20 protein-coding genes are annotated in these 25,060 nt (G+C 49.6%); 9 read left to right on the forward strand and 11 right to left on the reverse strand.

The annotated features are described in order from the left end of the window. The first annotated feature begins 1 nt into the window (after window position 1). From MKY87_RS13120 to MKY87_RS13155, 8 genes are all read left to right on the forward strand, one after another. Entirely contained in the window at window positions 2-1,477 is a 1,476-nt protein-coding gene (locus MKY87_RS13120) for a phospholipase D family protein (protein WP_339788428.1), read from the forward strand. Between the two features lie 126 nt (window positions 1,478-1,603). Then, on the forward strand, window positions 1,604-2,227 hold the full coding sequence (locus tag MKY87_RS13125) for a TetR/AcrR family transcriptional regulator (RefSeq protein WP_340964773.1): 624 nt from the start codon (window positions 1,604-1,606) through the stop codon (window positions 2,225-2,227). Then, window positions 2,224-2,565 carry a DMT family transporter gene (locus tag MKY87_RS13130; protein ID WP_017691902.1) on the forward strand — a complete coding sequence of 114 codons (342 nt, stop codon included), beginning with the start codon at window positions 2,224-2,226 and terminating at the stop codon, window positions 2,563-2,565. Before MKY87_RS13125 ends, MKY87_RS13130 begins: the two co-directional genes overlap by 4 nt. Continuing rightward, window positions 2,565-2,879: a DMT family transporter gene (locus tag MKY87_RS13135; RefSeq protein ID WP_017691901.1), complete on the forward strand. Its 315-nt coding sequence runs from the start codon at window positions 2,565-2,567 to the stop codon at window positions 2,877-2,879. The genes MKY87_RS13130 and MKY87_RS13135 overlap by 1 nt, the downstream gene beginning before the upstream one ends. Window positions 2,880-3,145: 266 nt before the next feature. Continuing rightward, on the forward strand, window positions 3,146-3,280 hold the full coding sequence (locus tag MKY87_RS13140; protein WP_340964775.1) for a hypothetical protein: 135 nt from the start codon (window positions 3,146-3,148) through the stop codon (window positions 3,278-3,280). 213 nt (window positions 3,281-3,493) lie between these two features. Then, window positions 3,494-4,441 carry a TetR/AcrR family transcriptional regulator gene (locus MKY87_RS13145; RefSeq protein ID WP_339788418.1) on the forward strand — a complete coding sequence of 316 codons (948 nt, stop codon included), beginning with the start codon at window positions 3,494-3,496 and terminating at the stop codon, window positions 4,439-4,441. Window positions 4,442-4,474: 33 nt separating this feature from the next. Continuing rightward, window positions 4,475-7,711, forward strand: a complete 3,237-nt coding sequence (locus MKY87_RS13150; protein WP_340964777.1) for an efflux RND transporter permease subunit — start codon at window positions 4,475-4,477, stop codon at window positions 7,709-7,711. A gap of 378 nt (window positions 7,712-8,089) precedes the next feature. Further along, window positions 8,090-9,730 (forward strand): PucR family transcriptional regulator, encoded by a 1,641-nt coding sequence (locus MKY87_RS13155; RefSeq protein ID WP_340964779.1) that lies wholly within the window; start codon window positions 8,090-8,092, stop codon window positions 9,728-9,730. A gap of 16 nt (window positions 9,731-9,746) precedes the next feature. Here MKY87_RS13155 and MKY87_RS13160 read toward each other — a convergent pair whose 3' ends face one another. From MKY87_RS13160 to MKY87_RS13210, 11 genes are all read right to left on the reverse strand, one after another. Further along, complete coding sequence (locus tag MKY87_RS13160; RefSeq protein ID WP_062836929.1) at window positions 9,747-9,974, reverse strand: hypothetical protein; 228 nt, start codon at window positions 9,972-9,974, stop codon at window positions 9,747-9,749. Continuing rightward, the gene (hydA, locus tag MKY87_RS13165; RefSeq protein WP_340964781.1) at window positions 9,974-11,419 is read right to left on the reverse strand and encodes a dihydropyrimidinase; all 1,446 of its coding nucleotides are present in this window, start codon (window positions 11,417-11,419) and stop codon (window positions 9,974-9,976) included. Before hydA ends, MKY87_RS13160 begins: the two co-directional genes overlap by 1 nt. After that, on the reverse strand, window positions 11,416-12,711 hold the full coding sequence (gene preA, locus MKY87_RS13170) for an NAD-dependent dihydropyrimidine dehydrogenase subunit PreA (protein ID WP_062836927.1): 1,296 nt from the start codon (window positions 12,709-12,711) through the stop codon (window positions 11,416-11,418). Before preA ends, hydA begins: the two co-directional genes overlap by 4 nt. 563 nt (window positions 12,712-13,274) lie before the next feature. Continuing rightward, complete coding sequence (locus MKY87_RS13175) at window positions 13,275-14,642, reverse strand: NAD(P)-dependent oxidoreductase (RefSeq protein WP_340967435.1); 1,368 nt, start codon at window positions 14,640-14,642, stop codon at window positions 13,275-13,277. Window positions 14,643-14,692: 50 nt separating this feature from the next. Continuing rightward, window positions 14,693-15,574, reverse strand: coding sequence for a nitrilase-related carbon-nitrogen hydrolase (locus tag MKY87_RS13180; RefSeq protein WP_076332522.1), 882 nt, complete (start codon window positions 15,572-15,574; stop codon window positions 14,693-14,695). Between the two features lie 4 nt (window positions 15,575-15,578). Next, window positions 15,579-16,868, reverse strand: coding sequence for a M20 family metallo-hydrolase (locus MKY87_RS13185; protein WP_340964786.1), 1,290 nt, complete (start codon window positions 16,866-16,868; stop codon window positions 15,579-15,581). 98 nt (window positions 16,869-16,966) lie between these two features. Next, complete coding sequence (locus tag MKY87_RS13190; RefSeq protein ID WP_340964788.1) at window positions 16,967-18,340, reverse strand: aspartate aminotransferase family protein; 1,374 nt, start codon at window positions 18,338-18,340, stop codon at window positions 16,967-16,969. A gap of 199 nt (window positions 18,341-18,539) precedes the next feature. Continuing rightward, window positions 18,540-19,604 carry an ABC transporter substrate-binding protein gene (locus tag MKY87_RS13195; protein ID WP_339788403.1) on the reverse strand — a complete coding sequence of 355 codons (1,065 nt, stop codon included), beginning with the start codon at window positions 19,602-19,604 and terminating at the stop codon, window positions 18,540-18,542. Between the two features lie 100 nt (window positions 19,605-19,704). Then, window positions 19,705-20,643, reverse strand: a complete 939-nt coding sequence (locus MKY87_RS13200) for an ABC transporter permease (protein ID WP_340964790.1) — start codon at window positions 20,641-20,643, stop codon at window positions 19,705-19,707. After that, on the reverse strand, window positions 20,640-21,452 hold the full coding sequence (locus tag MKY87_RS13205) for an ABC transporter permease (protein WP_340964792.1): 813 nt from the start codon (window positions 21,450-21,452) through the stop codon (window positions 20,640-20,642). Before MKY87_RS13205 ends, MKY87_RS13200 begins: the two co-directional genes overlap by 4 nt. Continuing rightward, on the reverse strand, window positions 21,433-22,257 hold the full coding sequence (locus tag MKY87_RS13210; RefSeq protein WP_339788394.1) for an ABC transporter ATP-binding protein: 825 nt from the start codon (window positions 22,255-22,257) through the stop codon (window positions 21,433-21,435). The genes MKY87_RS13205 and MKY87_RS13210 overlap by 20 nt, the downstream gene beginning before the upstream one ends. Window positions 22,258-22,782: 525 nt before the next feature. Between MKY87_RS13210 and MKY87_RS13215 the strand changes: the two genes are divergently transcribed. Beyond that, a complete protein-coding gene (locus MKY87_RS13215) occupies window positions 22,783-25,008 on the forward strand; it encodes a methyl-accepting chemotaxis protein (protein WP_339788391.1) in 2,226 nt (741 codons plus the stop codon). Window positions 25,009-25,060 lie beyond the last annotated feature (52 nt).

Here is a 25,060-nt window from a genome sequence, read left to right on the forward strand (position 1 = left end):
GTTGGTCTCATTACGCCGCCATTCATCAGACCGCAAATCTTCACGCGGCAAATTTCCATACATACGAACAGGAATCGTCCTATTGGTCCTATGGCTCATCGCCGTCATGCTCTATCAAACCTACAAACCATTACCAGCGGGCATTTCCTACGAAAGTCCGGAGTATCGTGTGGATCAAGTCGAGTTCCTGCATGACCTCACTTATCCTTCCTCCGACGGACAGATGGAGCACGAACAGCAGATTTTCCAGCGCATGATGCAAATTGTGGAGGAAGCAGAGCAGTTTGTCCTGGTGGATATGTTCCTGTTCAATAATTATCAGCACAAGGGACAGAACTTTCCTCCCGTGAGTACTGAATTCACCGAGGCTCTGGTCGCCAAAAAAAATCAGCATCCTGATATGGATATCTGGTTCATTACAGATGAAGTAAATACCAACTATAACTCAGCACCCAATCCGTTACTGGAACAAATGAAACAAGCAGGCATTCATGTGGTCATCACGGATGTGGACCCTTTGCGTGATTCAACTCCAGTATACTCTGCGGTCTGGCGGACCTTCTTCCAATGGTTCGGCCAATCCGGAGATGGCTGGATCAAAAACCTGATGGCGACGGATGGTCCAGATGTAACTGTACGTTCCTATCTCAAGCTGCTCAATGTGAAAGCCAATCATCGCAAAGTTGTTGTTAGTGAGAAGAAGGCGATTGTCTCTTCTGGCAATATTCATGATGCGAGTGCCTACCACTCAAATATTGCATTTGAAGTAACAGGTCCAATCATTGGCGATATTCTTCAGTCAGAGCAAGCTGTTCTCGACATCTCAGGCGGAGGCCAGGTTCCTGCCTACACAGCTCCTCCCACGGATTCGAAAACGGGAGATTTGCGAGTCCGCTATTTAACTGAAGGCAAAGTGAATGACGCTGTACTCCATGAGATCAATCAGGCTGGCAAAGGTGACACCTTATGGATGGGCATGTTCTATGTGGCCTCTCCGAAAGTATTGGAAGCCCTGCTGGAATCCGCAAAACGAGGAACCGAGATCCGGCTTGTACTGGATCCAAATGAAAATGCCTTTGGTCAGGAAAAGATCGGCATTCCGAACCGTCCTGTCGCTGCTGAATTGCATGATAAATCCGACGGTAAAATTCAGATACGCTGGTATAACACCACCAAGGAGCAATACCATACCAAGATGATCTATATTGCCAAAGCAACCGGAGATCATATTGTCCTCGGGGGTTCAACCAATTTCACCCCCCGAAACATGAATGACTACAATCTGGAGAATGATCTATGGGTTGCTGCACCTCCAGACAATAAGTTCACGCTTGATATCGCGAATTATTTCGAGCGTATTTGGAATAATGATGATGCGGAGTTTACGTTAGACCTGGATGAGTTCCAGGAGAAGACTACGTTTTTGAAAGGTATCCTATACAAGCTGCAACTGATTCTGGGTCTTACGACCTTTTGATCAGAAACCACATCCATACCTGTTATATCCGCCTGTACTCTACTGTGCAGGCGGATATTTTCATCTTGACAGGCAATGTGAAGTGTGAAAATATAATTACCTAACGACCGTTAGGGAGGTGATTGAATGACTGCACAATCCATTCGGGATGCTGCCCTGTTCCATTTTGCGAGAGATGGCTATGAGGGGGCTTCTCTGAGAGCTATTGCTGATGAAGTCGGGATTAAAAAACCGTCCATATATGCACATTTTAGCTGCAAGGATGACTTGTTTTTACACACACTGGCCTTTGCTTTTTACGAGGTAAAACGGCACACACTCGAATATTTCCGTGATCATGCGGATCTGCCATTGGAGCAGAGGCTGAAAGGCTTGTTGATCTGGTTTGAACAAGAATACAATGCCCATGCTTCGGCTCGTTTGATGTTGCGCAATTGTTTCTACCCACCACTTTCTCTGTATAGCGAAGTGATGGATCTGGTATATCCGTTTATCGATGGCATGGAACGTGCTCTGAATCGTCTGCTGCAACGGGCAATGCGTAATGGAGATATACCGCCCCTTCCGGCGGAACAAGCCGCCATTGCATTTATGACGTTCCTCGACGGTATCACCGTGGAAATAATCTATGGAAGCTCACGTCGGTACAAGAGACGGTTGGAAGCATCCTGGCCTGTCTTTTGGCATGGCATTCATCATTTGAACGAAGAGGCACAACACGTTGTGCCGGAAGGAGATTTAACATCATGAACCGCAACTGGTTATATGTATTTATCGGTGGAATTATTGAGATTGTCTGGGTAAGCGGGCTGAAACATGCCTCGAATGCCTGGGAGTGGACTTTAACGGGGATTGCCATCGTGATCAGCTTTGGACTGATCATTGCCGCTTCCAAAAGGTTGCCTGTAGGTACGGTGTATGCCGTCTTTACGGGAATTGGTACGGCGGGTACCGTCCTTACGGAAATGGTACTGTTTGGTGAGCCATTCCGCTTGGCCAAAGTATTGCTCATCGGGCTGCTGCTCTGCGGCGTAATTGGACTGAAGCTGGTTACGGATCAGCAAGAAGCCAAAGGAGGTGCAGTATAATGGCTTGGATGGCAATTGTAGGTGCAGGGATATGTGAAATTTTCGGCGTAATCGGTATTAATGGTGCTTCCACCAAGAAAGGATGGCCATACATCGTACTTATGCTGGTGTCGTTTGTGTTCAGCTTCTCGCTGTTGTCCTACGCCATGACGTCCATTCCCATGGGCACAGCGTATGCCGTGTGGACAGGGATCGGGACGGTCGGCAGTACGTTAACAGGCATGTTCCTGTTCGGTGAACGGAAAGAAGCGAAACGTATCCTTTTTATCGCGATGATTTTGGTGGCAGCGGTGGGTCTTAAACTGATCACGTAACGTAACGAACTGAAGTTACACTTTAAACTCCGGTGATAGCATATGCTTCCGAAGAAGCTTTCTTACAGAAAGCTTTAAGGCGAACACTTCGTTTCTTCAAGTCGGTTCTGTAATCTCCGTTATCGTGTAATTCTTAGCCTCCATTATGATATCTATTAAATTCTGTAATATAAAAAAGACGACTTCAATCAGGAAGTCGTCTTTTTTGGGATATGATATAAATAGGGAACCCCTCTATACTCTGTTACGTAAGAAAGGATGTCTTAATGATGAAAAAATTATTGGCACGGATAGGTTCTTATACAGGATATACCCTTCTGATCGCCATGGCCATTTTCTATCTCATCGCTCTAGTCGCCATTATTATGCTCGCCTTATACGCCTTCACTGGAGGAAACTAACTTAAACGTTCTTGATACCTTATCCATATCTTACATACAAGTTGCACCTTGTTACTTGCCGTCTCTCATTCCCATTGATCAGCCTCTTTTCCCCATATACATTTTCCAATTTACTCCCATTTGAATTCCTTCAACCAGATCGTTTATACTAAGTTTGACCCTAGAGTCAATTCAAGAACTCATAAGTTCCCTGATGAGGTGAAAGTATCGTTAATGAACCCTATACATGAGATGAATGAGAAGAAAAAACTCATCATTACTACAGCACTCAAGCTATTCTCGGAAAAAGGCAGTGCCGCAACCTCCATGCAGGAGATTGCAGAGATATGCGGGATGTCTAAGGGAAGCCTTTACCTTATATTCAAATCCAAAGAGGAATTGGAAGACAGCACGATGGAGTACTGCTTATTTACACTCATAGACGAACTATCCCAGATCGAACATGAAGCTGACCTTACTCCGAGAGAACGTTCACACAAACAGATTGAGACACTGCTGGGCCATGTGTCCGAGCTAAAGGAATTTTTGCGTGTACAGATGCAAAGCATGATGATGAATGATGAGCCACATCGCAAGGAAAAATGCAGCCCGCAGCATAAAGATCTGGAGATCCTTACCCTACACGGTTTCAAGGACAAACTGGAAGATATGTACGGACCGGAGATTGAACCCTATACGATAGATCTTATTTTGCTCATACAGGGTATGTTCCTCTCCTACGTTAAGATCTGGTTTACCGAAATGCCTTCCCTTACCGTCTCCAAAATGGCAACCAATATGCTGCAAATGATTGATTATGCAGCTTACGGATTGCTCGATCAGCGCCCTGCGCCTTTGATTTTGTTGGAAGACTGGCCCGCATGGAATAGTGATCCAAACACAGACTCCACTGTGATGCGTCATCCCATTCACATCATCAAGCAAATGCAGGATATCGCTGGTTCCGAATTGCCCGCAGGGCAAACAAAGAATGATGTGCTCGAAACTATCGCCATTCTCAGACAGGAGATGATGGAATTCACGCCTCGGCGTGCCATCATTATCGGCATGATGCACAATTTGGAGAGCGTATCTGCCATCAAACCTTTGCACTCTGAGCTTAAGCACAGTCTGGATGCCAAGTATAGCCGGTTTATCCAGGCTGACTCGTCACACATATAAACAGGAGAAACAGAGAGGAGAAGAAACCATCGTATGAAAGGTATTATTAATTTTTCACTGAACAACAAGTTTGCGATCTGGATTCTGACAATTATCATCTCTTTTGCAGGTCTGTACAGCGGATTGACGATGAAACAAGAGACAATCCCGAACATCAACGTACCGTTTCTGAATGTCACTGCCATTGATCCGGGGGCTGCACCGGAGGGGATTGTTGAGGATGTCACGAAGCCTCTCGAAGTAAAACTACGCAATGTAGATGGCGTGAAGACAGTCACCTCCACTTCCATGGAAAATGCAGCATCGATCACACTCGAATTTGATTATGGAACAGATCTGACCAACGCAACTGCAACCGTTCGTGAGGCACTGAATGAAGTACAACTGCCTGACAGTGTGCAGAAGCCGACCATTTCCAAGTTCAGCATTAACTCTTTCCCGGTTGTATCTCTGAGCTTGTCCGACAAGGACGGCGGTGACCTGGAACAATTGACACGACTGGTTGAATCGGATATTCAGCCTGCACTCGAAGATATTGACGGTGTAGCTCAGGTTCAGGTGTCCGGTCAATATGTGAAAGAAGTTCAATTGAAGTTTGATCAAGCCAAAATGGCCGAGCTGGGCCTGACCGAAGATACGGTAAACGGCATCGTTCAAGGTTCATCCATTCGTGTGCCCCTTGGACTGTTTGAACTGGATAAATCCCAGAAGGCCGTTGTTGTAGATGGAAACATCGTCGACATCGATGATCTGAAAAACCTTGCCATTCCAGTAGTACCCGACGGTGCTGGCGCTTCTGCAGGTAATGGTGCAAGCGCAGCCCCACAAGGCTCTGGAGCACCAACTGGTGAAGCTGGTCAAGGTACCGCTCCAAGTGCTTCACAAGGAACGGACCAGACTGCAGGCCAGGCTGCTGGCGGTAATGCCGGCGTGGGTAGTCCTTCGGGCGCTGCCAACGCAGCTGGTATCCCTACAGTGAAATTAAGTGAAATTGCCAAGATCGAAGTCATCGGTCAAGCGGAATCCATTTCCCGGACAGACGGCAAGGAATCGATCGGTATTTCCGTTGTAAAATCCAACGATGCCAACACGGTTGATGTCGTTAACGCAGTCAAAGATAAAGCGGAAGAGTTGCAATCGCAGTTCAAAAATGCTGATTTGACTGTACTGCTCGACCAAGGTAAGCCGATTCAGGACTCGGTGAACACGATGCTGGGCAAAGCCGTTTTTGGCGCCTTGTTTGCCATCCTGATCATCCTGCTCTTCCTGCGTAATATTCGTTCAACCATTATCTCCATTATCTCGATCCCGCTCTCCTTGCTCATGGCATTGACTGCGCTCAATATGATGGATATTACCTTGAACATGATGACGCTGGGTGCCATGACGGTTGCCATCGGACGGGTTGTCGATGACTCCATCGTTGTTATCGAGAACATCTACCGCAGATTAACACTCAAAGGCGAGAGATTGAAAGGCCGTGAACTGGTCCGCGAAGCAACTCGCGAGATGTTCATTCCAATTCTTTCTTCCACCATCGTAACAATTGCTGTATTCCTGCCACTGGCATTGGTAAGCGGTATGGTTGGTGAGTTATTCACACCATTTGCACTGACAATGGTATTCGCTTTGCTGGCATCCCTGATCGTTGCCATTACCATTGTGCCGATGCTCGCGCATACCCTGTTCCGTAAAGGGTTGAAGAATAAGCAGAATCATGAAGAAAAACCAGGCAAAATGGCGGAAGGTTACAAACGCCTGCTGAACTGGACACTGTCTCACAAACTCATCACGGTCAGTATTGCAGTGATCCTGCTGGTCGGCAGTTTATTCCTGTACCCGTTCATCGGTGCAAGCTTCTTGCCGGAACAACAAGATAAATATGTGACCATTACGTACAGCCCACAAACAGGAGCTTTGCGTGAAGATGTAGAAAAAGAAGCACTCGTTGCCGAGAAGTGGTTGCTGGAACAACCGGGTCTGGAGAAAATGCAATATTCCATCGGCGGAAGTAATCCACTAAGCAGTATGGGTGGCGGTGGTTCCAACTCGGCTCTATTCTATATTGAATATAACGAAGATACGAAAGACTTTACTCAAGTGAAGGAACAGCTTGTAGAAGGTCTGAAGAAAGAAGTTAGCGTAGGAACCTGGAGTGAGCTTGATATGTCCGGGGGTCTGGGTGGCAGCGGACTGAGCCTCTCCATCTATGGCGATAATGTTGAGCAACTCAAACCCGTATCGGATGAAATTCTGAAACTGGTTGAAGCGGATAAGGATAATTTTGAAAAAGCAGACACAACACTTGCTGACACCTACGGGCAGTATACGCTCGTTGCAGATCAGGAGAAACTAAGTTCCTTGGGCCTGACTGCAGGACAACTGGCTATGGCACTGAGCCCGACACGGGAACGTCCTGTGCTCACGGAAGTTGATATCGATAATAAAACGTACAAAGTATATGTAGAGACAGACGATAAAACATTCAGCAGCATTAAAGAAATTGAGGATGAAACCGTCACTTCACCGCTTGGCATCCAAGTACCAATCAAAGATGTTGCCAAAGTGGAAGAAGGTACGTCCCCGAACTCCATCATGCAAATTGATGGTAAGGTTGTTGTGCAAGTTACAGCCAACATCTTGGCTTCGGATGTAACGAAAGCTTCGAGTAACTTACAGGCTGAGATCGACAAACTGGATCTGCCTGATGGCGTTGAAGTGAAGTTCGGCGGTACAACTGAACAGATTAATGATACATTCACTCAACTGGGTCTCGCCATGCTGGCAGCCATCGCCATTGTATACTTCGTGCTCGTTGTTACATTCGGCGGCGGATTGGCACCATTCGCAATCCTGTTCTCCCTGCCATTTACGGTTATCGGTATTATGGTAGGTCTGTTCATCGCTGGTGGTACGCTTGATGTCTCCGCCATGATGGGTGGACTGATGCTCATCGGTATCGTGGTCACCAACGCCATCGTGTTGATCGACCGTGTTATTCACAAGGAAAAAGAGGGTATGCCTACCCGTGAAGCCTTGCTGGAAGCCGGTGCAACTCGTCTGCGTCCAATTTTGATGACCGCTCTCGCGACCATCGGTGCCCTGTTGCCACTGGTTACGGGCCTCGAAGAGAGTGCCGGTATCATCTCCAAAGGATTGGGAATTACCGTAATCGGCGGTCTGATCAGCTCCACGTTGCTCACGCTGGTTATCGTACCGATTGTATATGAGTTCCTGATGAAATTTAAAAAGAAAAGAATCGAAGATTAAGAAGTAGTTGATCGTGCTCATGTAACGAATCGAGTACAACTTAGATACAGACTTTAAGCTCTAAGCTCTCGCCCTTTAGCCCATATTGGAATGATTGAATTCCGATGTGATGCTAAGGGGCTTTTTTATTTGAGTCGAAATAATGTCACATAGAATGACATAAAAACAATTCATTTTAATAAAAATCACAAAAAGAATAGTCTCGATTGTCATTTGGAACAAATGAACGTGAGATTTCAGCCCATCGGCTGTAAATCGACTTATAATATGGATTAATTATGCAAGTTAACGGATTCCAGACTCCAGATAGATCACATGTGATTGGGGAAGGACGGTGGTTGTGTGGGGGAGACAACGCTTCATATTCAAGTCAGAGACATGTTAAAACGTCCCGTGTTTCGCAAGGCAGAAGTCCTTGCTAGTGAACGCGCACTGGAGCGGTATGTTCGCTGGGTTCATATTATGGAGGTTCCTGAAGTAGGGGACTTGCTCAATGGCGGGGAATTGGTACTGACGACAGGCATTGGCTGGCAGGAAGGTGAACAGCAAGGTCTGTCTTTTCTGCGTCAGTTAATTGCACGCGGGGCTGCCGGACTCTGTATGGAACTGGGGGATCACACCAAGTCGCAGCTCGGTGCCATGAAGGAAATTGCAGTCGCAGCGGATTTCCCGTTGATCTGGTTCCACGAACAAGTCCGTTATATTGATATTACGCAAGATCTGCATTTCACCCTGATTCGCAGTCATCAGCGGATGATCGCTGAACTCGATAGTCTCACCACCTCATTTAACCAGCTTCTTCTGAATGGAGATGGCGTACAACCTCTGCTTCGATTATTGTCACGAACAACCGGATGTGCCGTGGCATTATATCCACTTGAAGGGGAAGCAAGTGCCGTTCCCTACTGCCCTCCAGAGGAGCTGGAGACTCGTCGGCAGGATTGGTTTTTGCAGCGGGAACATTTGGCGGGAGAGGATATTCCGAATTTAATGCGGCTGTCAGATAACACATTGCATGCGTTCAGCATGCCTGTCCGAGCGTTAGACTACACCTTTGCCGATCTTGTACTCATCCACCAAAAACTGCCGGATCACGATTCAAGCATACCGATCAAACCCTCAGATGAATTCATCATTCAGGCACTGGAACGTTGCGCGGCCGCGATTGCCCAGGACTGGATGCGAACCAAATACATGGAAGAGAAACGCCGCTACAAAGAAGATATGTGGGTCATTGACTGGCTTAACGGACATCACTCCACGAAGGAAATCCATGAATATGTATCCACCGTTAATCCCCTTCTCGCAACGAGCAAAGCCACGATTATCTTATTCGACAGTAACCCTGCATACACAGACAGCCTTAGGCTTCAGAAATTATTGATCCAACGTAACATCGTCGCCCGTTCCGTGTTCGCTCGGGAGAACTTCACCCTCTACAGCACCGTTCTGAATCACCAGATCATTCTTATCATTCTCGACCCATTACCTGGATCTCAGCGCAAAAGCAGTCTCTGGCGCTGCATCGAACAACTGCAGCAGCACGAGCAGGAACAGACCCACTGCCTCTTCTCAGGCCTGTTCGGTATCGGTCATAGCTGCACGGACCTCTCCCGTCTCAAGGACAGCCTGGAATCCGCGAAGGAGACACTGCGAATTCAGAAGGACATCGGTGTGATGCAGCAGCCCTTTTACAGTAATCTTCATTGTTATCGCATCATTGCCAGCATGAAGCAGTGTGGCAATCTGGATGATTTCATCGAAGAATATCTGGGCCCTCTCATTCGTTACGATGTAGAGAAAGGAGGTCAGCTGCTGCGCACGCTCAAGCAATATTTGGTCCTGTGCTGCTCCAAGCAAGAGACGGCCACCGCTCTATATATTGTCAGACAGACGCTGTATCACCGTTTGGATAAAATCGAAGTCCTTCTGGGAGAAGACTATATCCTCCCAGAGAAGCGGGTAGCGATCGAACTTGCACTCTATGCCTATGAGTACGTACATGGCCCGATCGCATGAAGAGCTTCAGCATGGTCTACGCTCCCCGCTGCTCCTGAAGCTGGCGAATCAGGATGTGACTGAACCATTTCCGTCCAGACGCTGTGCCCACGTATTGCTCTTGTTTCTCTTCGGGAAGATCCGGGTGCCCCCATATGACGTGAGCACCCTCCAGATGTTCCCGTACCGCATAGATCCGATAACCCTGCGCAACCATTCGCTCTATGGCGATCCTCTCGGCCTCAAACACATCATGATCCGACATCAGCTTCTCCCTCCATTCACTGCCGTCACAGGCTGTTTCATCGGTATAGGTGCGCCTGCATCATACTTGTTGCGCTTCACATATTGGCCTGCCCCTGCTGTTCCGGCATACTGCCGATCTCGAATGACATACTCCCCGCGGCACAACACCGTCACCGGACAACCCTGTACCTGCATACCTTCAAATGCACTGTAATCCACATTCATATGATGCGTATCTGCCGAGATCACCCTGTTTACAGATGGGTCAAAAATAACGATATCCGCATCTGTCCCTACAGCCAGAGTCCCTTTCTGCGGGAATAATCCAAATAACTTGCTCGCTCTTGTCGAACATAGATCGACCCACTGATTGAGCGTAATCCGCCCCTTGGCTACACCTTCTGAATACAGAATGCTGAGGCGATCTTCGATGACGGGCCCCCCGTTCGGAATTTTGCTAAAATCATCCTTGCCCAGGTCCTTCTGCCCTTTGAAATTAAATGAGCAATGATCGGAGCCAATCGTCTGCAACTGACCGCTTTTCAATGCATTCCACAGTACTTCCTGATGCGCTACTTCCCGGAGTGGTGGTGACCAAACATACTTTGCACCCTCAAAGTCCGGCTGATCCATAATCGACTGATCCAGCGTCAAATACTGAGGACAGGTCTCCCCCCAGATTCGGTAACCCATTTCACGCATACGCGCGATCTGCTCGACAGCCTCCGCACAGGTCACATGCACCACATACAACTGTGAATCCGCAAGTGCAGCCAGACGGGCCGCCCGGCCTGTCGCTTCTCCCTCCAGCATGGATGGACGAGTCAACGCATGATGAATCGGCTCCGTTCGCCCTTCGGCGAGCGCCTGTCGAATCAGCAGGTCAATGACATCCCCGTTCTCGGCATGCACCATGACGAGTGCGCCGTATTCTTTTGCCTTTTGCAACGTCTGGAAGAGAATCCCGTCATCGGCCTGAAACTGATTTTTATACGCCATGAACACCTTGAAGGATGACACACCCTCTTCTTCAATGATCTGCGGTAGCTCTTCCAGCACCTGATCATTCATCTCGCCGATCATGAGATGGAAACCGTAGTCGATGGCGGCTTTACCCTCGGCTTTGGCATGCCATTCCTGGAGAGATTCGATTAATGGACGGCCTTTTTGTGTCAGACAGAAATCAATGATCGTCGTTGTACCGCCAAAGGCTGCTGCTGTCGTTCCCGTCGCAAAATCATCCGCCGTTACCGTTCCACCAAATGGCATATCCAGATGTGTATGCGGGTCGATGCCGCCCGGAATGACGTAACAACCCGCTGCATCCACGACTTCCGTTCGTTCGTCAGGCACCAGCCCGATGCCAATCTGTGTGATTTTACCCTTTTCGATCAAAATATCTGCTTCAAAGGTATCTGACGCTGTCACCAAAACACCGTTACGAATCAATTTGCGGGTACTCATGATATCGCCTCCTTGGTTGATTGATCTCTAACCGATTGCAGCATGGCAATCGCAGACTGACGTTCATTCCAGGTTACAGGTTCCTGCTCAGGTACAAGCTCAACCATCTCAATCGCCCCATCCACCGGGCAAACGATCGAACACAGATTACATCCAACACAATCTTCTTCCACTACTTCCAGATAGGAACCGGACGGGTCGGTCAACATATCAATACACTGGTGCGAGGTGTCCTCACAAGCAATATGGCATTTGTTGCAATTGATGCAGACATCGCGGTTGATGCGGGCGACCACTTTGTAGTTCAGATCGAGATTGCCCCAATCCGAGTAACGCGGAACCGTCTGACCTACCAGTTCTGCTACGCTGCTTAGACCCTTTTCATCCAAATAATCGTTCAGCCCATCAATCATGTCCTCCACAATGCGGAATCCATGATGCATCGCTGCGGTACATACCTGAACCCCTGTAGCGCCCATGAGCAGAAACTCTGCGGTATCCCGCCAGTCCGAGATTCCACCAATACCCGAGATCGGCACACCAACTTCAGGATTACGCGCACACTCAGCAACCATGTTCAGTGCAATTGGCTTCACGGCTGGGCCACAGTATCCGCCATGTGCTCCTTTGCCGCCCACATGGGGCACGGTATTCCACGAATCCAGATCCACACCTGCCAGGGAGTTAATCGTATTGATCAGGGAGATCGCATCCGCGCCACCTCGTACAGCTGCCCGGGCTGTCGCCGTAATATCCGTGATATTCGGCGTGAGCTTCACGATCACCGGTGTGGTCGCCACTTCCTTCACCCACATCGTCTGGAGTTCTACGAGGTCAGGTTGCTGACCAGAGGCGGCTCCCATACCTCGTTCGGCCATGCCATGCGGGCAGCCAAAGTTCAGCTCCAGGCCATCGACGCCGACGGCCTCCACCTTTTTGACAATCTCATGCCACTTCTCTCGCGTAGGTTCCACCATCAGTGAAGCGACAACCGCGCGATCCGGGAATCGTTTCTTGGTCTCGGCAATCTCCCGCAGATTTACTTCCAGCGGACGGTCCGATATCAATTCTATATTGTTAAACCCCGCCACCCGCTGTCCGCCAAAATGGACCGCAGCGAAACGGGAGGATGTATTGATAATTGGCTCACCCAGCGTCTTCCACACCGCGCCACCCCAGCCTGCCTCGAACGCACGCTGGACCTGATACCCCGTATTGGTCGGTGGTGCAGAAGCCAGCCAGAATGGATTGGGTGATCGAATACCTGCCAGATTAATAGATAAGTCAGCCATAACGATCCCTCCTTGGTGTTGTTTGAACTTACTATATAAGTTGAACTAAAGATTATTTACACTGACACTACGATGACAGAATAACCTTCCAATCGCTGTTATCCCCAGATTTTTTTGATTCCCTTTTCCGAAAGGGAAAATCCGGGGATAAAGGCGAGCTTATGCTTCCGATGCAGCTTTCCTTCAGAAAGCTTTTAACTCCGTTTCTTCAGGTTCTTTCTGTCCTCTCCGTTTCGTGTAAATGTTTAGTTCAATTTATATCGTTGTATTGGATATTTGGTCGTGCTCAGGATCTCTGCGTAGAACGGGTGTTTCTAGATAGTACGCACCTAAATTCTAACGAACTGTACAGCTCTTATTGGGCTCATTAGCGGCACTTTCAAAATCTAACGAATCGTAAAAGTCTTATTTGGCTGTAGTAGCTCATTTCGGCTTCATTTCAACAGGTGTTCGTCAACATAAGACGTGTGAGATTCGTTAGATTTTCCAATCCTCGGTAATTGCCACTATAAGGTGTGTAAGGTTCGTTAGCGTGTCAGGGACACGAGGATTTGACGAACTGCTCACGCCGTCTCTTCCACCTGTCCAGGCAATGCCTTCATAACTGCGGCAGCAGCCAGCTTACCCTGCTGTGCAGCCGAGACAACCATTGCCTCTCCCTGGCCCTGACCAAAAATAACGTCTCCTGCCGCATAGATCTGAGGGTGCGAGGTACGAAACGTATGCGGCTCAATCTCAACGACGCCCCATTGGTGACGCAGCCCAAACGCTTCAATTAATGGTAATAAACGATGCTGTCCAATCGCCCGGATGACCGTATCACATTCAATCATGAACTCCGATCCCTCGACAGGCACAGGCAATGCACGCCCACCGCCAGGCGGGGTAATCAGTTCCATTCTCACGCATTCTACAGCCTGAACCCGACCGTTCTCGTCTCCAATGATACGCTGTGGCATCGTAAACCAGCGGAACTCCACACCCTCCTGCTTGGCAAACGTATATTCAAACGAATACGCCGTCATCTGGCTTTCCCCGCGCCGATATAACATCTGCACCCTCTCGGCACCAAGACGTACCGAACAGGTCGCTGCATCTACCGCCGTATTGCCCGCGCCAATAACGGCGACCTTTAGACCATTCAGCGCGGGTGGAACACCCTGCTTGGTAGACTCCACCAGTTCAATCGCATCATAGACACCTTCCAGTGTCTCTCCTTCAATGCCCAGCATAGGTACTGAACCCATGCCACAGGCCAGAATGACTGCTTCATGCTGCTCCAGCAACTGCGAAGCAGGGATATCCACACCGATGCGCACCCCATAACGGATCTGCACACCAAGCACCTCCACCTGCTCCACTTCCCATAGCGCAACCGATTCGGGCAAACGGAAAGATACGATGCCGTACGTATTCAGCCCACCGCCTTTGGGTTTGGCTTCATAGATCGTCACCTCATACCCTGCACGCCCCAGTTCACGTGCCGCCGATAATCCCGCAGGACCCGCTCCCACAACAGCAACGGTTCTCCCATTGGTGGGTGCTGCCTGGAATAACGGCTCATTCTTCGCCCGTGCCCAGTCGGTGGCATATCGCTGCAAGTCACCAATCCGAATCGGCTTCGACGATTCGTTTAGCACACATGCGCCTTCACACAATTCCTCTGTGGGACAGACACGTGCGCAGCTGGCTCCAACCGGATTCGCATCCATGATGGTGCGGGCCGAACCTTTCAGGTGCCCTGTTGATATTTTGCTAATAAAAGAAGGGATATTAATGTCGGTTGGACAGGCCTTGATACAAGGTGCATCGTAACAGTACAGACAGCGGTTTGACTCTTCCATCGCTTCCTTACCTGTCATGGCGGGTTTCATCTCGGCAAACCGACTCTCCCACCCATAATCGGATAACGTTGTTCCTGAGCTGTTCATCAATGTCATGCACCTCCTGAAGTTTGATTCGCGCTAGCTTCCAGCCACTTTTACAGACTAACCAGATGTTCGTACGTTTCCGGTCTGCGATCACGGTAGAACTGCCATACATTACGCACCTCACGAATCATCTCGGTATCCATCTCGCCAATGACGACCTCATCCTGATCCCTGCTGCCGATTGCAACCATTCTCCCTCGCGGATCGACCAGGTACGACTGTCCATAAAATTCACCCATATTCCACGGTGCTTCCACGCCAACCCGATTGATCGCTGCAACATAATAGCCGTTAGCTACCGCGTGAGCAGGCTGTTCCAGTTTCCACAGATATTCCGATGTACCCGCAACCGTAGCAGACGGATTAAACACAATCTCTGCCCCCGCCAATCCGAGCAATCGTGCCCCTTCCGGAAAATGACGATCATAACAGATGTACACGCCGACTCTGGCGTAGGCCGTATCAAATACCGGGAACCCAAGGTTACCTGGTTTGAAATAATACTTTTCCCAGAACCCATTCGTACCCTCACCTGCTTCCACATGCGGGATATGATGTTTGCGATATTTGCCCAGATATGAACCATCTGCATCAATGACAGCTGCCGTATTGTAATACGAAGCAATGCCCTCCACCTCGTACACAGGTAAAATAATCACCACCGCAAGCTCCTTCGCCAGCTCTTGAAAACGTCTGGTCGTTGGCCCTTCCGGCACCGGTTCGGCGGATGCATACCATTTGGGACTTTGCTCTGTACAAAAGTACGGCCCATAGAAAACTTCCTGCAACCCGATGATCTTGGCGCCTCTTGCAGCAGCTTCACGGACCAGCGCAATGTGCTTCTGAACCGCAGCCTCTTTGTGAACTTCAACGGGAGCCGAACCTTCAATCTCATGAGAAGCCTGGATTAATCCGATGCTGATTTTGCCCATAACGTCACAACGCCTCCTCAGGTAAAATGGTTGGTTCATTCTCTCCACTGCACATCCTCCGAATGGCGCGATACAACACTTCCGTACCCAGTCCAATATCCTCCGGCGAAGAATATTCGCTGGGATGATGACTGATGCCGTCTTTGCTGCGGACAAAGATCATGCCATAATCACACACAAGCGAAAGGGCCAACGCATCATGGAACGGACCACTCATCAGTTCTGGCAAAGGAACCCCAATCTCTTCCGCGGATGAACGTATTACCGACATGATTGGCTCTGCACAATACCTCGGCTCACTGTTCGTATCCTCTGTCAGCGAATAAGTTAGACCATATCGGAAACTCACGTCATCCAAAATGTTCATCAATCGGGCTTCAAGCCGGTTCCTGCGCTCCATCTCCATGTCTCGCAAATCAACGGTGAAGCTGACTTCCTCCGGAATGATATTCCGGGAGTCTGGAAACACCCTCAGACTACCCACCGTACCTACGGTTGGGGCTTCGGGGTCTTCTCTCACCATATCGTCAAAAGCCGCAATGACTTTGGCGCTGCCTACTAAAGCATCATGCCGCATCCCCATCGGAACGGAGCCAGCATGACCCGCCATGCCTTTCATCGTCACCGTAAGCCATAACGGGCCCGAGATGCCCGTCACCAGACCCACAGGAGCATTCAGTGCTTCCAGCACCGGCCCCTGCTCAATGTGCAGCTCCAGATAACTACCTATGGAACCTGGCGGATAGATCGCTTCTTCAAAATCCGAAGGAGAACAGCCGAAGGCTTCCAGCGCCTCCCGACGGGTCACTCCGTTTTTATCCTGACGCTCCAGTTCGCCTTCTTCCAACTGACCGGTTATGCCACGCGAGCCGAACAAGCCTTTGTTAAAACGGGAACCCTCTTCATCACAAAAGGCAACTACCTCAATTGGCATACGTGGCTGAATGCCATTTTCGATCAAGCATTGCACCGCTTCGAGTGCGCCGAGCACACCAATCGCTCCATCATATCGACCGCCATAGGGCTGAGAGTCGATATGGGAACCAATCATGAGGATCGGCAGAGCCTGATCCGCGCCTTCCAGACGACCAATCAGATTGCCAAAGGGGTCAAGTCGCGTCGTAAGACCAGCACTTTCCATCCAGAGACGAACCTGAATGATGCCATCCATATCTTCCGGGGTCAGGGCAAGTCGGCAGACACCCGTCTCTGCGATTCGGCCAATGCGTGATAACTGCTCAATTCGTTCATTCAACCGAAGATGATTAATGAGTGTGCCTGTTGTGGTCTGCATCCTCCCTCGCCTCCTTGCGCATATTTATCGAGTAATGATATGAAAATCTCCAGCTCGCTTGCTAAACCGTAAACGTCTGTCGTACCTGTGTATGGCAACTAACCCGCGTCCAGACTACGGAGTACAACGAGCAAACTTCCAGCGATCAGATCCAGCTCTTCCTCGGTGGTGACAAACGGTGGTGAGATTGTCAAAATGTTTGCAAACCCCGGCACGGTATCACCGTTCTTGCCAATCAGAATGCCGTCCCTTTTACAACTGGCGAGTACCTTCATCACTTTATCTGCTTCCGCAGGAGAACCATCTGATTCAATCAATTCCACTCCACAGGCGAATCCGAATGAACGGATATCCCCCACAATGGACAGCTCTAGCAAAGGTTCCAACTTCTCACGAAGCAGGTATCCCAGTTCCTCCGCGCGGCTGACCAGATTCTCTCGTTCCAGAATCTCCAGATTCGCCAGTGCCACCCGGCAGGACACCGGATTCCCGCCAAATGTATTCACATGGCGAAAATGGGCATCCGGTCCGGGTTCGCGGAACGTGTCATACAGATCGGCTCGCACGGCCGTTGCTGATAATGGCGAATAGGCGCTGGTCATGCCTTTTGCCATCGTCACAATATCTGGCTGTACACCATAGTTCTGATGACCAAACTTCTGCCCAGAGCGGCCAAAACCACAGATGACCTCATCTACAATGAGCAGCACTCCATAGCGCTGACAGATCTCTTGCACGGTGCGCATATAATCCGGCGGGGGCACAATCATGCCGCCTCCTGTGATCACCGGCTCCATAATTACTGCGGCAACCGTCTCAGGACCTTCCCAACGAATCACCTCTTCATAGATGGTTGCACATTCGAGTCCGCATCCATCTTTGTTCCGTCCAAACGGACAGCGATAACAATACGGTGGAGGAACATGAGAGAAACCTACGCCGAGCGGCTCGTACTTGATCTTACGGGCGGCTTGCCCGGTCGCGCCCAGCGCGCCCATGGAGTTGCCGTGATAGGCACGGTGACGGGAGATGAATTTGTGCCGAGTAGGCTCACCATTCTGATGATGATACTGACGGGCTATTTTGAAAGCCACCTCATTTGCATCTGAACCCGAGTTGGAGAAGAATATTCGATATTCCCCCTCCAGCCAGTCATTCAGCTTCTCCGCCAGCAAAATCGCCGGTTCGTGACTCTGCGTCATCGGGACATAAGCGAGTGCTTTCATTTGTTCGTAGGCACTTCTCGCAATCTCCTCACGGCCATGCCCCACATTCACACACCACAGTCCGGACATCGCATCCAGATAACGTGTACCATCCTGATCAGTAATCCAGCTTCCTTCTCCACTTACCGCAATCATTGGATGATCGTTATGAGGCGAGATGTGATGCCACACGTATTTGCGATCCTTCTCCAGCCATTCTTCCTTCGTACCGCCAAGCGGCTGCGGCTGCTGATCTACAGAACTCATTCGTCATCCTCCTTCTATAAGCTGATCCAATATGCTTTACACATGCCCACTCCGATTGCAGTACCATCTTCCGATCGCTGTTATCCCCAGATTTTCTAGATTCATTTTTCCTTAAGGAAAAATCCGGGGATAAAGGCGCACGCTTCGCTTCCTCAGATTGGTTCTGCACTCTTCGTTCTCGTGTAATGTTGGTCCACGCTTATTTCACCGCTTCTTCATAGATGCTTTTCTCCAGCGCTTCATCCAGGTTGGCCGCTTTTTTGATCAAACCATAATTCAGTGCAATATCCGCAGTCCGGGTAAATGACTCATCCACAAAGCTACCGACCTGCTGCTCCGTAAATCCTTCCGGGCGAATCAGCTTGGCAATCTCTTCGAGCATCGTGACCTGGTGTTCACGAGTGGTGCTACCCTCCGTCACATTACTCATCACGATATCCACCGTCTCATCCTGATTGTCGATGGCGTAATTCCAGCCTTTCAGAATGGCACGGGTCACTTTAACCGCAAGCTCACGGTTGTTGTCTACCCACTCCTTCTTGGCAATCAGCGTATCCTCCAACATGCCAACACCGGCATCTTCAATGTTGAAGACATCCAGATCGGATTCTTTTGTTCCACTTTCCAGCACCACGTGATATTCGTTATAGATCGTTGCCGTCGCCACATCTACCTGATCATTAAAAAACTGATCCATTGTGAACCCCTGCTTCACCAGTTCAATGTCTTTCTTCGGATCCAGGCCGTTCTTCTCCATAAATGCAAGCACCTGAAACTGCTGACTGCCAAACCAGGTACTGACCTTTTTGCCTTTCATCTGAGCGGGATCGGTAATACCTAGAGACTTCTTGGCAATCAAGCGATAACTGCTCTTCTGTGAGATCTGGGCAAGCGAGACGAGCGGTAGACCGTTATCCCGGCTGACCAGCAAACTGTCTACACCCGTAATGCCCACATCGGCCGCACCATTGACTACCTGCTGCTCTATCACGATATCCGGCCCACCTGGAATAATCTCGGCATCAATGCCTTCATCTGCAAAAAAACCTTTTTCCTTCGCTGCGTAGATCCCGGCAAATTGCGCCTGCGGCACCCATTTCAGCTGAATTTTCACTTTGGTTAACGGTTGATCTGCTTCTCCCGCCCCTCCTGAACTCGCAGCTACAGGCTCAGCCGCTGGCTCGGACTTCGTAGAACATGCGCTCAGCATCGTAACAACCAACAGGACCAATACCAGCAAACCCGGCTTCAACGTTTTGTACATGTACAGAACAACCCCCTGTGTATATACGATTTTTCAATCTGATAGTGTGAGGCTCTACTTCACCAGCTCTATCAATCTATGGTTGCTATCCTGATGTACGTTAGTGATCTGTGCGTGCACGATTCCAAGGAATGAGTCGCTTTTCTGCCAGGACAACAGCTTCATACAGCACAATGCCAAGCGCGGCAGCGATGACAATACAGGACCAGGCCAAAGGCATGTTCGCCAGTCGAATCTGATCCGAGAGCAAGTACCCCAGTCCCTGGGAAGCGATAAAAAATTCACCCACAATGGCCCCGATAATACTGGTCGACATATTGATCTTCAGACCGGCAAAGAGGGAAGGCAGCGCGTGAGGCAGTCTTAGTTTCCAAAAAAACTGCATCCTGCTTGCAGCAAGGCCACTTAGCAGATCACTGTACTGCGGCTGAATGGAAGTCAGCCCTTTGAACAGGCTGACGGCCATGGCAGCCATCGTAATCACCGTGACGACTGCAATACGCGACCAGATCCCATCACCAAACCAATTGTTCATAATTGGGGCAAGAGCCACGATCGGAACGGCGTTCAATGCAGACAGAACTGTAACCGCCGCCTTGCCGCTTGTTGGAAAGAAAGACGCACCCGCAGCCGCCAGAGCGCCTAGCAGGGAACCTAGCAGGAAACCACCCAGCATTTCCGTTCCGCTGTACATCGCGTAACGAAAGAGCATATTGGCATTTTCCTGAATGGATATCGCAATCGCAGAAGGCACAGGCAGTTGGTAGCTTTCCAGCGAGAATATCCAATGAAACAACCTGAGCTGCCAGAGAGCGAGAAACATCACGCCTGCACCCCAAGGAAGCATACTTAGTGCAATTGAGCGTCCGCTAACGCTGGTGCCTGATCCGGCCTTTTCGGCTTGTCCCTGTAGTCCATGAATTTCCGATCCGGGAGCAGATGTCATCTGTGAACCAGTGAGGGGCGTAGCTGTTCCAGTTACAGCAGCAATTGCCACACCTTCATCACGCTTCCGTTGCAAAACTCTACCTTCACTCATGTGGCATCACCTCCTTTGGCCCTGAACTCAGGCTGCCAGGGGGTTAGCCAACGTTCAGCCAGACTGATGACCAGATACGAGATCAGGCCAATGCCAATGCTAAGCATGATGGTGGCCCAGAACATGCCAACTTGGGCATGGCCGTAATATAACGAACTGACCATCAGGACGCCGAGTCCGTCGGGAGCGCCCATCAATTCCACAACGATGGAGGAAGTCACCGCGAGCGGAGCAGCTATTTTCATACCAGAAAATAGTCCCGGTAGTGCTGAGGGCAGCAGACATTTGATATATCGTGCGGTCAGTGAAGCTCCACAGGAACGCATAAGTTCCAGATGCTCTGGTGCTGCACTTTTCAATCCTTTTAACGTATGGATAATGATCGGGAAGAAGGTGACATACGCCGCCATAACAATTCGGGCCCACTCCGCGTTGTGGATGATGCCGTACACGATTGGTGCGAGACCAATAACCGGAACCATCTGTGAGGAGACAACATATGGCGATAACGTGCGCTCCAGCCAGATAGCCCCACTCATGAGTAGAGCCAGACCCAGACCAAGCAGCGTTCCCCCTGTAAAACCAATCGCGGCATTGCCAAAGGTGACAGCCCCCTGCTCTGCCAGCGTACCCGAGTAACGAAACAAGGCTGCAAGGACATCATGCAGATAAGGAAGGCGAGACGCCGCCTGCTGGGGTGACAGGAACAGTTGGAGCGTCCAGGCGATTCCTTCCCACAGCACCAATACGGCCATAATCCAGATGACGATCCAAGATCGATATCCTGGTTTAAAGAACCTCAGGGACATGAGATTCATCACGCTCCTCGTAGAAGCAATTGCGAATGGTTGTGATCATGTGGTAGAAAGCTTCCGTTTCTCTCAGTTCACTATGGCGGTCAGAAGGCAGATTAACAGAATGAATGGAGTGCACTTGCCCCGGATGCGCCGAGAGTACGATGATCCGGTCGGACAGAAATACGGCTTCGGGGATGCTGTGTGTGACAAAGAGGAAGGTCTTGCCTGTTGAGCGCTTGATCTCAAGCAGCTCCAATTGAAGTTTTTCTTTGGTGAATTCGTCCAGGGCGGAAAAGGGTTCATCCATGAGCAGCAATGGTGGATCAAGCGCAAGGGCTCGTGCAATGGATACACGTTGCTGCATCCCTCCACTGAGTTGCCATGGATAATGGTCGGCGAAGCGAGTTAGTCCTACCATTTCAAGCAGTTCACTACTAATGCGGCGGCACTCCTTACGGCGGGTACCCAGCAGTTCCAAGGGCAATTCCACATTGTGACGAACGGTGCGCCAATCGAACAAGGCTGGTGTCTGGAAGACAATGCCGAACTGTCGCAGTAGCCGGGCCCGCTCAGGCTCCTGACCTGCAATGCGTACGTTGCCTGAGGTAGGTTGAAGTAGATCACCCACCAGCCGGAGCAAGGTCGACTTGCCGCAGCCGGAAGGGCCCAGCAGAGAGACAAACTCATTGGACTGGATCTGGAATGTAACATCCGACAAGGCAGTGACCTGTTGTGTACCTGTGCCAAAAACAACGGACACATGATCTACATCAATATGGCAGGCTTCGGGGACTGTAGCTGAGGATATGGAGGACATGGGCATTCTCCTTTGTGGGAAGTTGTTTTCATTGCACACCAAGGCTGAATGGGAGGTTTATATACACGAACGTAACAGGTTTTGCTTGTTAGATAATACTATATCGCTTTGGGCGGGGATTACATTATACAGTGTGTTTTGAGTATGGGCCTGTTCATGTTACACAATGTAAAATGAGATGGATTCTCAGATACATCCATGTGAGTTTTCTTCGTAGATAGCTAACATTCAATTCACCTAACAACAAGCGCACAATCATTTGTATTTATTGATTAAATATTCGGAAAATATGACATATCCCCTCGTATTCTTGTTCGTTTTCTTGTATAAAGATTGAATAGACGTACAAGGGCTTCCACCTCAACGTGAGTCAACGATCCTGAATGATGAAGGCGGTATCACTGTTCTGGATCAATCACCACGCAGGTTGGATTCCTCTGTCACATATCACTTTGAAAATCACATATATAGGTCTATCCAAAGATCAGTAGAACGAAGCTTTCAAATCCAGAAATCGGGGTGGTCATGATGTTTGATTGGCTGGGATGGAAAAAAGGATTGCCGCTGTGGCGATCGTATCGGTTGAACGCACATATGAAAGAAGATGTGGAACAGATTTTTGAGGGAATTGCCGAAACGAGACGGCAGCTTATGATGGACTGGGCAGATGAACAATGGAATCACCTGGATCGTTTGCTTCAACAGATACAGTCGGTCCAATTACAGGATGTATTACAAGGTTCACAGCAACTAAGCAAACTAGATGCATGGTTTCAATCCAGTTATATTCGAGCCGTAGACAGTACGGAGCTATTCATGCTGAACGAACAGAATCAGGTGGTATTCTCTACATATAAGAAACATATTGGACAGATTTATAAAGATTACGAAGCTTTAATTGGACCAGGATTGAAATACTCCAGAGCAGATCGTCATGGCAAAAAATGCTTGTATGGTCCATATTCTGATCCACTGACGTTGGACATTGGTCCACGCTCGTCCAATTTTCACGATGATGTCACCTTGCTGTTTATCTCCCCAATCCTGCAGGAAGGTCGATATGTCGGTTCATTATGCAGCCGTGTACCCGGGGATGTACTCGGTGACCTGATCCAACGAGAATCAGGTCATATCTATCCCGATTCTGGTGACAATTATCTCTTTATGGCTGAGTCGATTTTACGGCCCCATCTGCAACCCGGCACCGCCTTATCCCGAAGTCGATTCGAAGACCGCACCTTTACGCATGGGGAAAACCTCAAAGATGGTGTCACCACCGAATGGGGTATCGTATCCGTTAAGGAACATACCGAGCTGGAACTCATGTTCACTGATCCGTCGACCGGAGAACTACACCCCGGGGTAGCAAACACCATTCAGAATGGTTCCAATCTGTTCGTAGCTTTTCCCGGCTACTCGGATTACCGCCATATTTCTGTGATCGGCAAAGGCATCACCTTCCAGCTGCCACACTGTCCTGATCGCTGGGGCATGATGTGTGAAGGGGATCTGGAGGAAGTGTATCGGATACGAAGCATCGGCTGGCGCCAGTTCAAGCAGCACAGTCTCTTCACGCTTTTGTCAGGCGTTGCAGGAGCCGCTCTTGTCTATGCCCTCACTGGTAGTGGTTGGGGTGCGGCAGCAATGGGCGCTTTTAATGTGTTATTCGGATTCTTCACTGCATTACAGCTGCATCGTAGCCAATATCGACGGGTGCATGAAGACTTACGTCGCATCAGCCGATTTATTCGAATTAACGCCGAAGGCAGGGGGGATCTGACCCAGCGCCTGGACACGTCTGCTTTTGCCCAAGACGAATCGGGTGAACTGGCGAAGTGGATCAACAACATGATTGACTCTCTGGAAGGCATTATGCTGAAGGTACAACTTGCCACGGTAGACGTTATGGACAACCAGTATCAGATGCGAACTTCAACAGAGACAACCCAGGGTACGACTGAGCGTGTGAACCACAAGCTTGGATCGATGATTCAGGCTATTCGCACCCAACTGGAAGATCTCGACCAGGCCAGGATCGCTGCTGATCACATGCGCATAACGCTGCAACAACTCGAGACCTCTGCAACCGAACAGATCGGCGTGGCCCAGCAGGAAGTGGAACGAATCGGCGACAAAATGACCCAAATCTCAGGAGCGGTATCCGATACCAACCGTACCATCCTGTCCTTCATGGATACGATGAAAGAGATTTACCGTGCACTGGCTGTCATTGATGAAATTTCAGCTCAGACCAACCTGCTGGCTCTCAATGCTACCATTGAGGCTGCACGCGTGGGCGAACATGGCCAAGGCTTCTCGGTTGTGGCGGGGGAAATCCGTAAGCTGGCCGATTTATCCCGCTCTTCTACGGAAAATATTCATCAGATTCTGGACCGAATCTCAACGGCAGCAGGAGCTGCATCCCAATTGATTACTGAGGGTGACCAGGTACTTGCTGAGGGAACGACACTGGTTCAGGCCGCTTCGCAACTTCTGAAAAACGCTACCGCTGAAGAGCCTGAGCGCACACAAGTTGTGGATCAAGTGGTCATGCTAATGGAGAATATTGCTGCAATCAGCCATCAAAATCGGGCGACTTCTGCTGAGGTAGAAGCAGAGATGATGGAGCTGATCCGTGATATGTTACAGGTTCAGCATTCTTCGCATAACGTGGAAGCCATCACGGTCTTTCTGCAACAACTCGTGGGACAATTCCACCTGAACCACCCCGCCAAAAATGCTGTCATCTGACGTTATCGTTGACGCGGATTGGAGAAATAGCTAAAATTTGATGCAACTGTTC

The organism is Paenibacillus sp. FSL R7-0198 (assembly GCF_038000415.1).
In the GTDB taxonomy this organism is placed as follows: Bacteria; Bacillota; Bacilli; order Paenibacillales; family Paenibacillaceae; genus Paenibacillus.

Coding starts and splice junctions, on each gene's coding strand:
- MKY87_RS13195 (WP_339788403.1), bottom strand. CDS start 19,604: ATGTACAAAACGTTGAAGCCGGGTTTGCTGGTATTGGTCCTGTTGGTT.
- MKY87_RS13210 (WP_339788394.1), bottom strand. CDS start 22,257: ATGTCCTCCATATCCTCAGCTACAGTCCCCGAAGCCTGCCATATTGAT.
- MKY87_RS13125 (WP_340964773.1), top strand. CDS start 1,604: ATGACTGCACAATCCATTCGGGATGCTGCCCTGTTCCATTTTGCGAGA.
- MKY87_RS13190 (WP_340964788.1), bottom strand. CDS start 18,340: ATGAGTTCTGTAGATCAGCAGCCGCAGCCGCTTGGCGGTACGAAGGAA.
- MKY87_RS13185 (WP_340964786.1), bottom strand. CDS start 16,868: ATGCAGACCACAACAGGCACACTCATTAATCATCTTCGGTTGAATGAA.
- MKY87_RS13215 (WP_339788391.1), top strand. CDS start 22,783: ATGATGTTTGATTGGCTGGGATGGAAAAAAGGATTGCCGCTGTGGCGA.
- MKY87_RS13135 (WP_017691901.1), top strand. CDS start 2,565: ATGGCTTGGATGGCAATTGTAGGTGCAGGGATATGTGAAATTTTCGGC.
- MKY87_RS13145 (WP_339788418.1), top strand. CDS start 3,494: ATGAACCCTATACATGAGATGAATGAGAAGAAAAAACTCATCATTACT.
- MKY87_RS13130 (WP_017691902.1), top strand. CDS start 2,224: ATGAACCGCAACTGGTTATATGTATTTATCGGTGGAATTATTGAGATT.
- MKY87_RS13155 (WP_340964779.1), top strand. CDS start 8,090: ATGTTAAAACGTCCCGTGTTTCGCAAGGCAGAAGTCCTTGCTAGTGAA.
- MKY87_RS13200 (WP_340964790.1), bottom strand. CDS start 20,643: ATGAGTGAAGGTAGAGTTTTGCAACGGAAGCGTGATGAAGGTGTGGCA.
- preA (WP_062836927.1), bottom strand. CDS start 12,711: ATGGCTGACTTATCTATTAATCTGGCAGGTATTCGATCACCCAATCCA.
- MKY87_RS13140 (WP_340964775.1), top strand. CDS start 3,146: ATGATGAAAAAATTATTGGCACGGATAGGTTCTTATACAGGATATACC.
- MKY87_RS13180 (WP_076332522.1), bottom strand. CDS start 15,574: ATGGGCAAAATCAGCATCGGATTAATCCAGGCTTCTCATGAGATTGAA.
- MKY87_RS13175 (WP_340967435.1), bottom strand. CDS start 14,642: ATGAACAGCTCAGGAACAACGTTATCCGATTATGGGTGGGAGAGTCGG.
- hydA (WP_340964781.1), bottom strand. CDS start 11,419: ATGAGTACCCGCAAATTGATTCGTAACGGTGTTTTGGTGACAGCGTCA.
- MKY87_RS13205 (WP_340964792.1), bottom strand. CDS start 21,452: ATGTCCCTGAGGTTCTTTAAACCAGGATATCGATCTTGGATCGTCATC.
- MKY87_RS13160 (WP_062836929.1), bottom strand. CDS start 9,974: ATGTCGGATCATGATGTGTTTGAGGCCGAGAGGATCGCCATAGAGCGA.
- MKY87_RS13150 (WP_340964777.1), top strand. CDS start 4,475: ATGAAAGGTATTATTAATTTTTCACTGAACAACAAGTTTGCGATCTGG.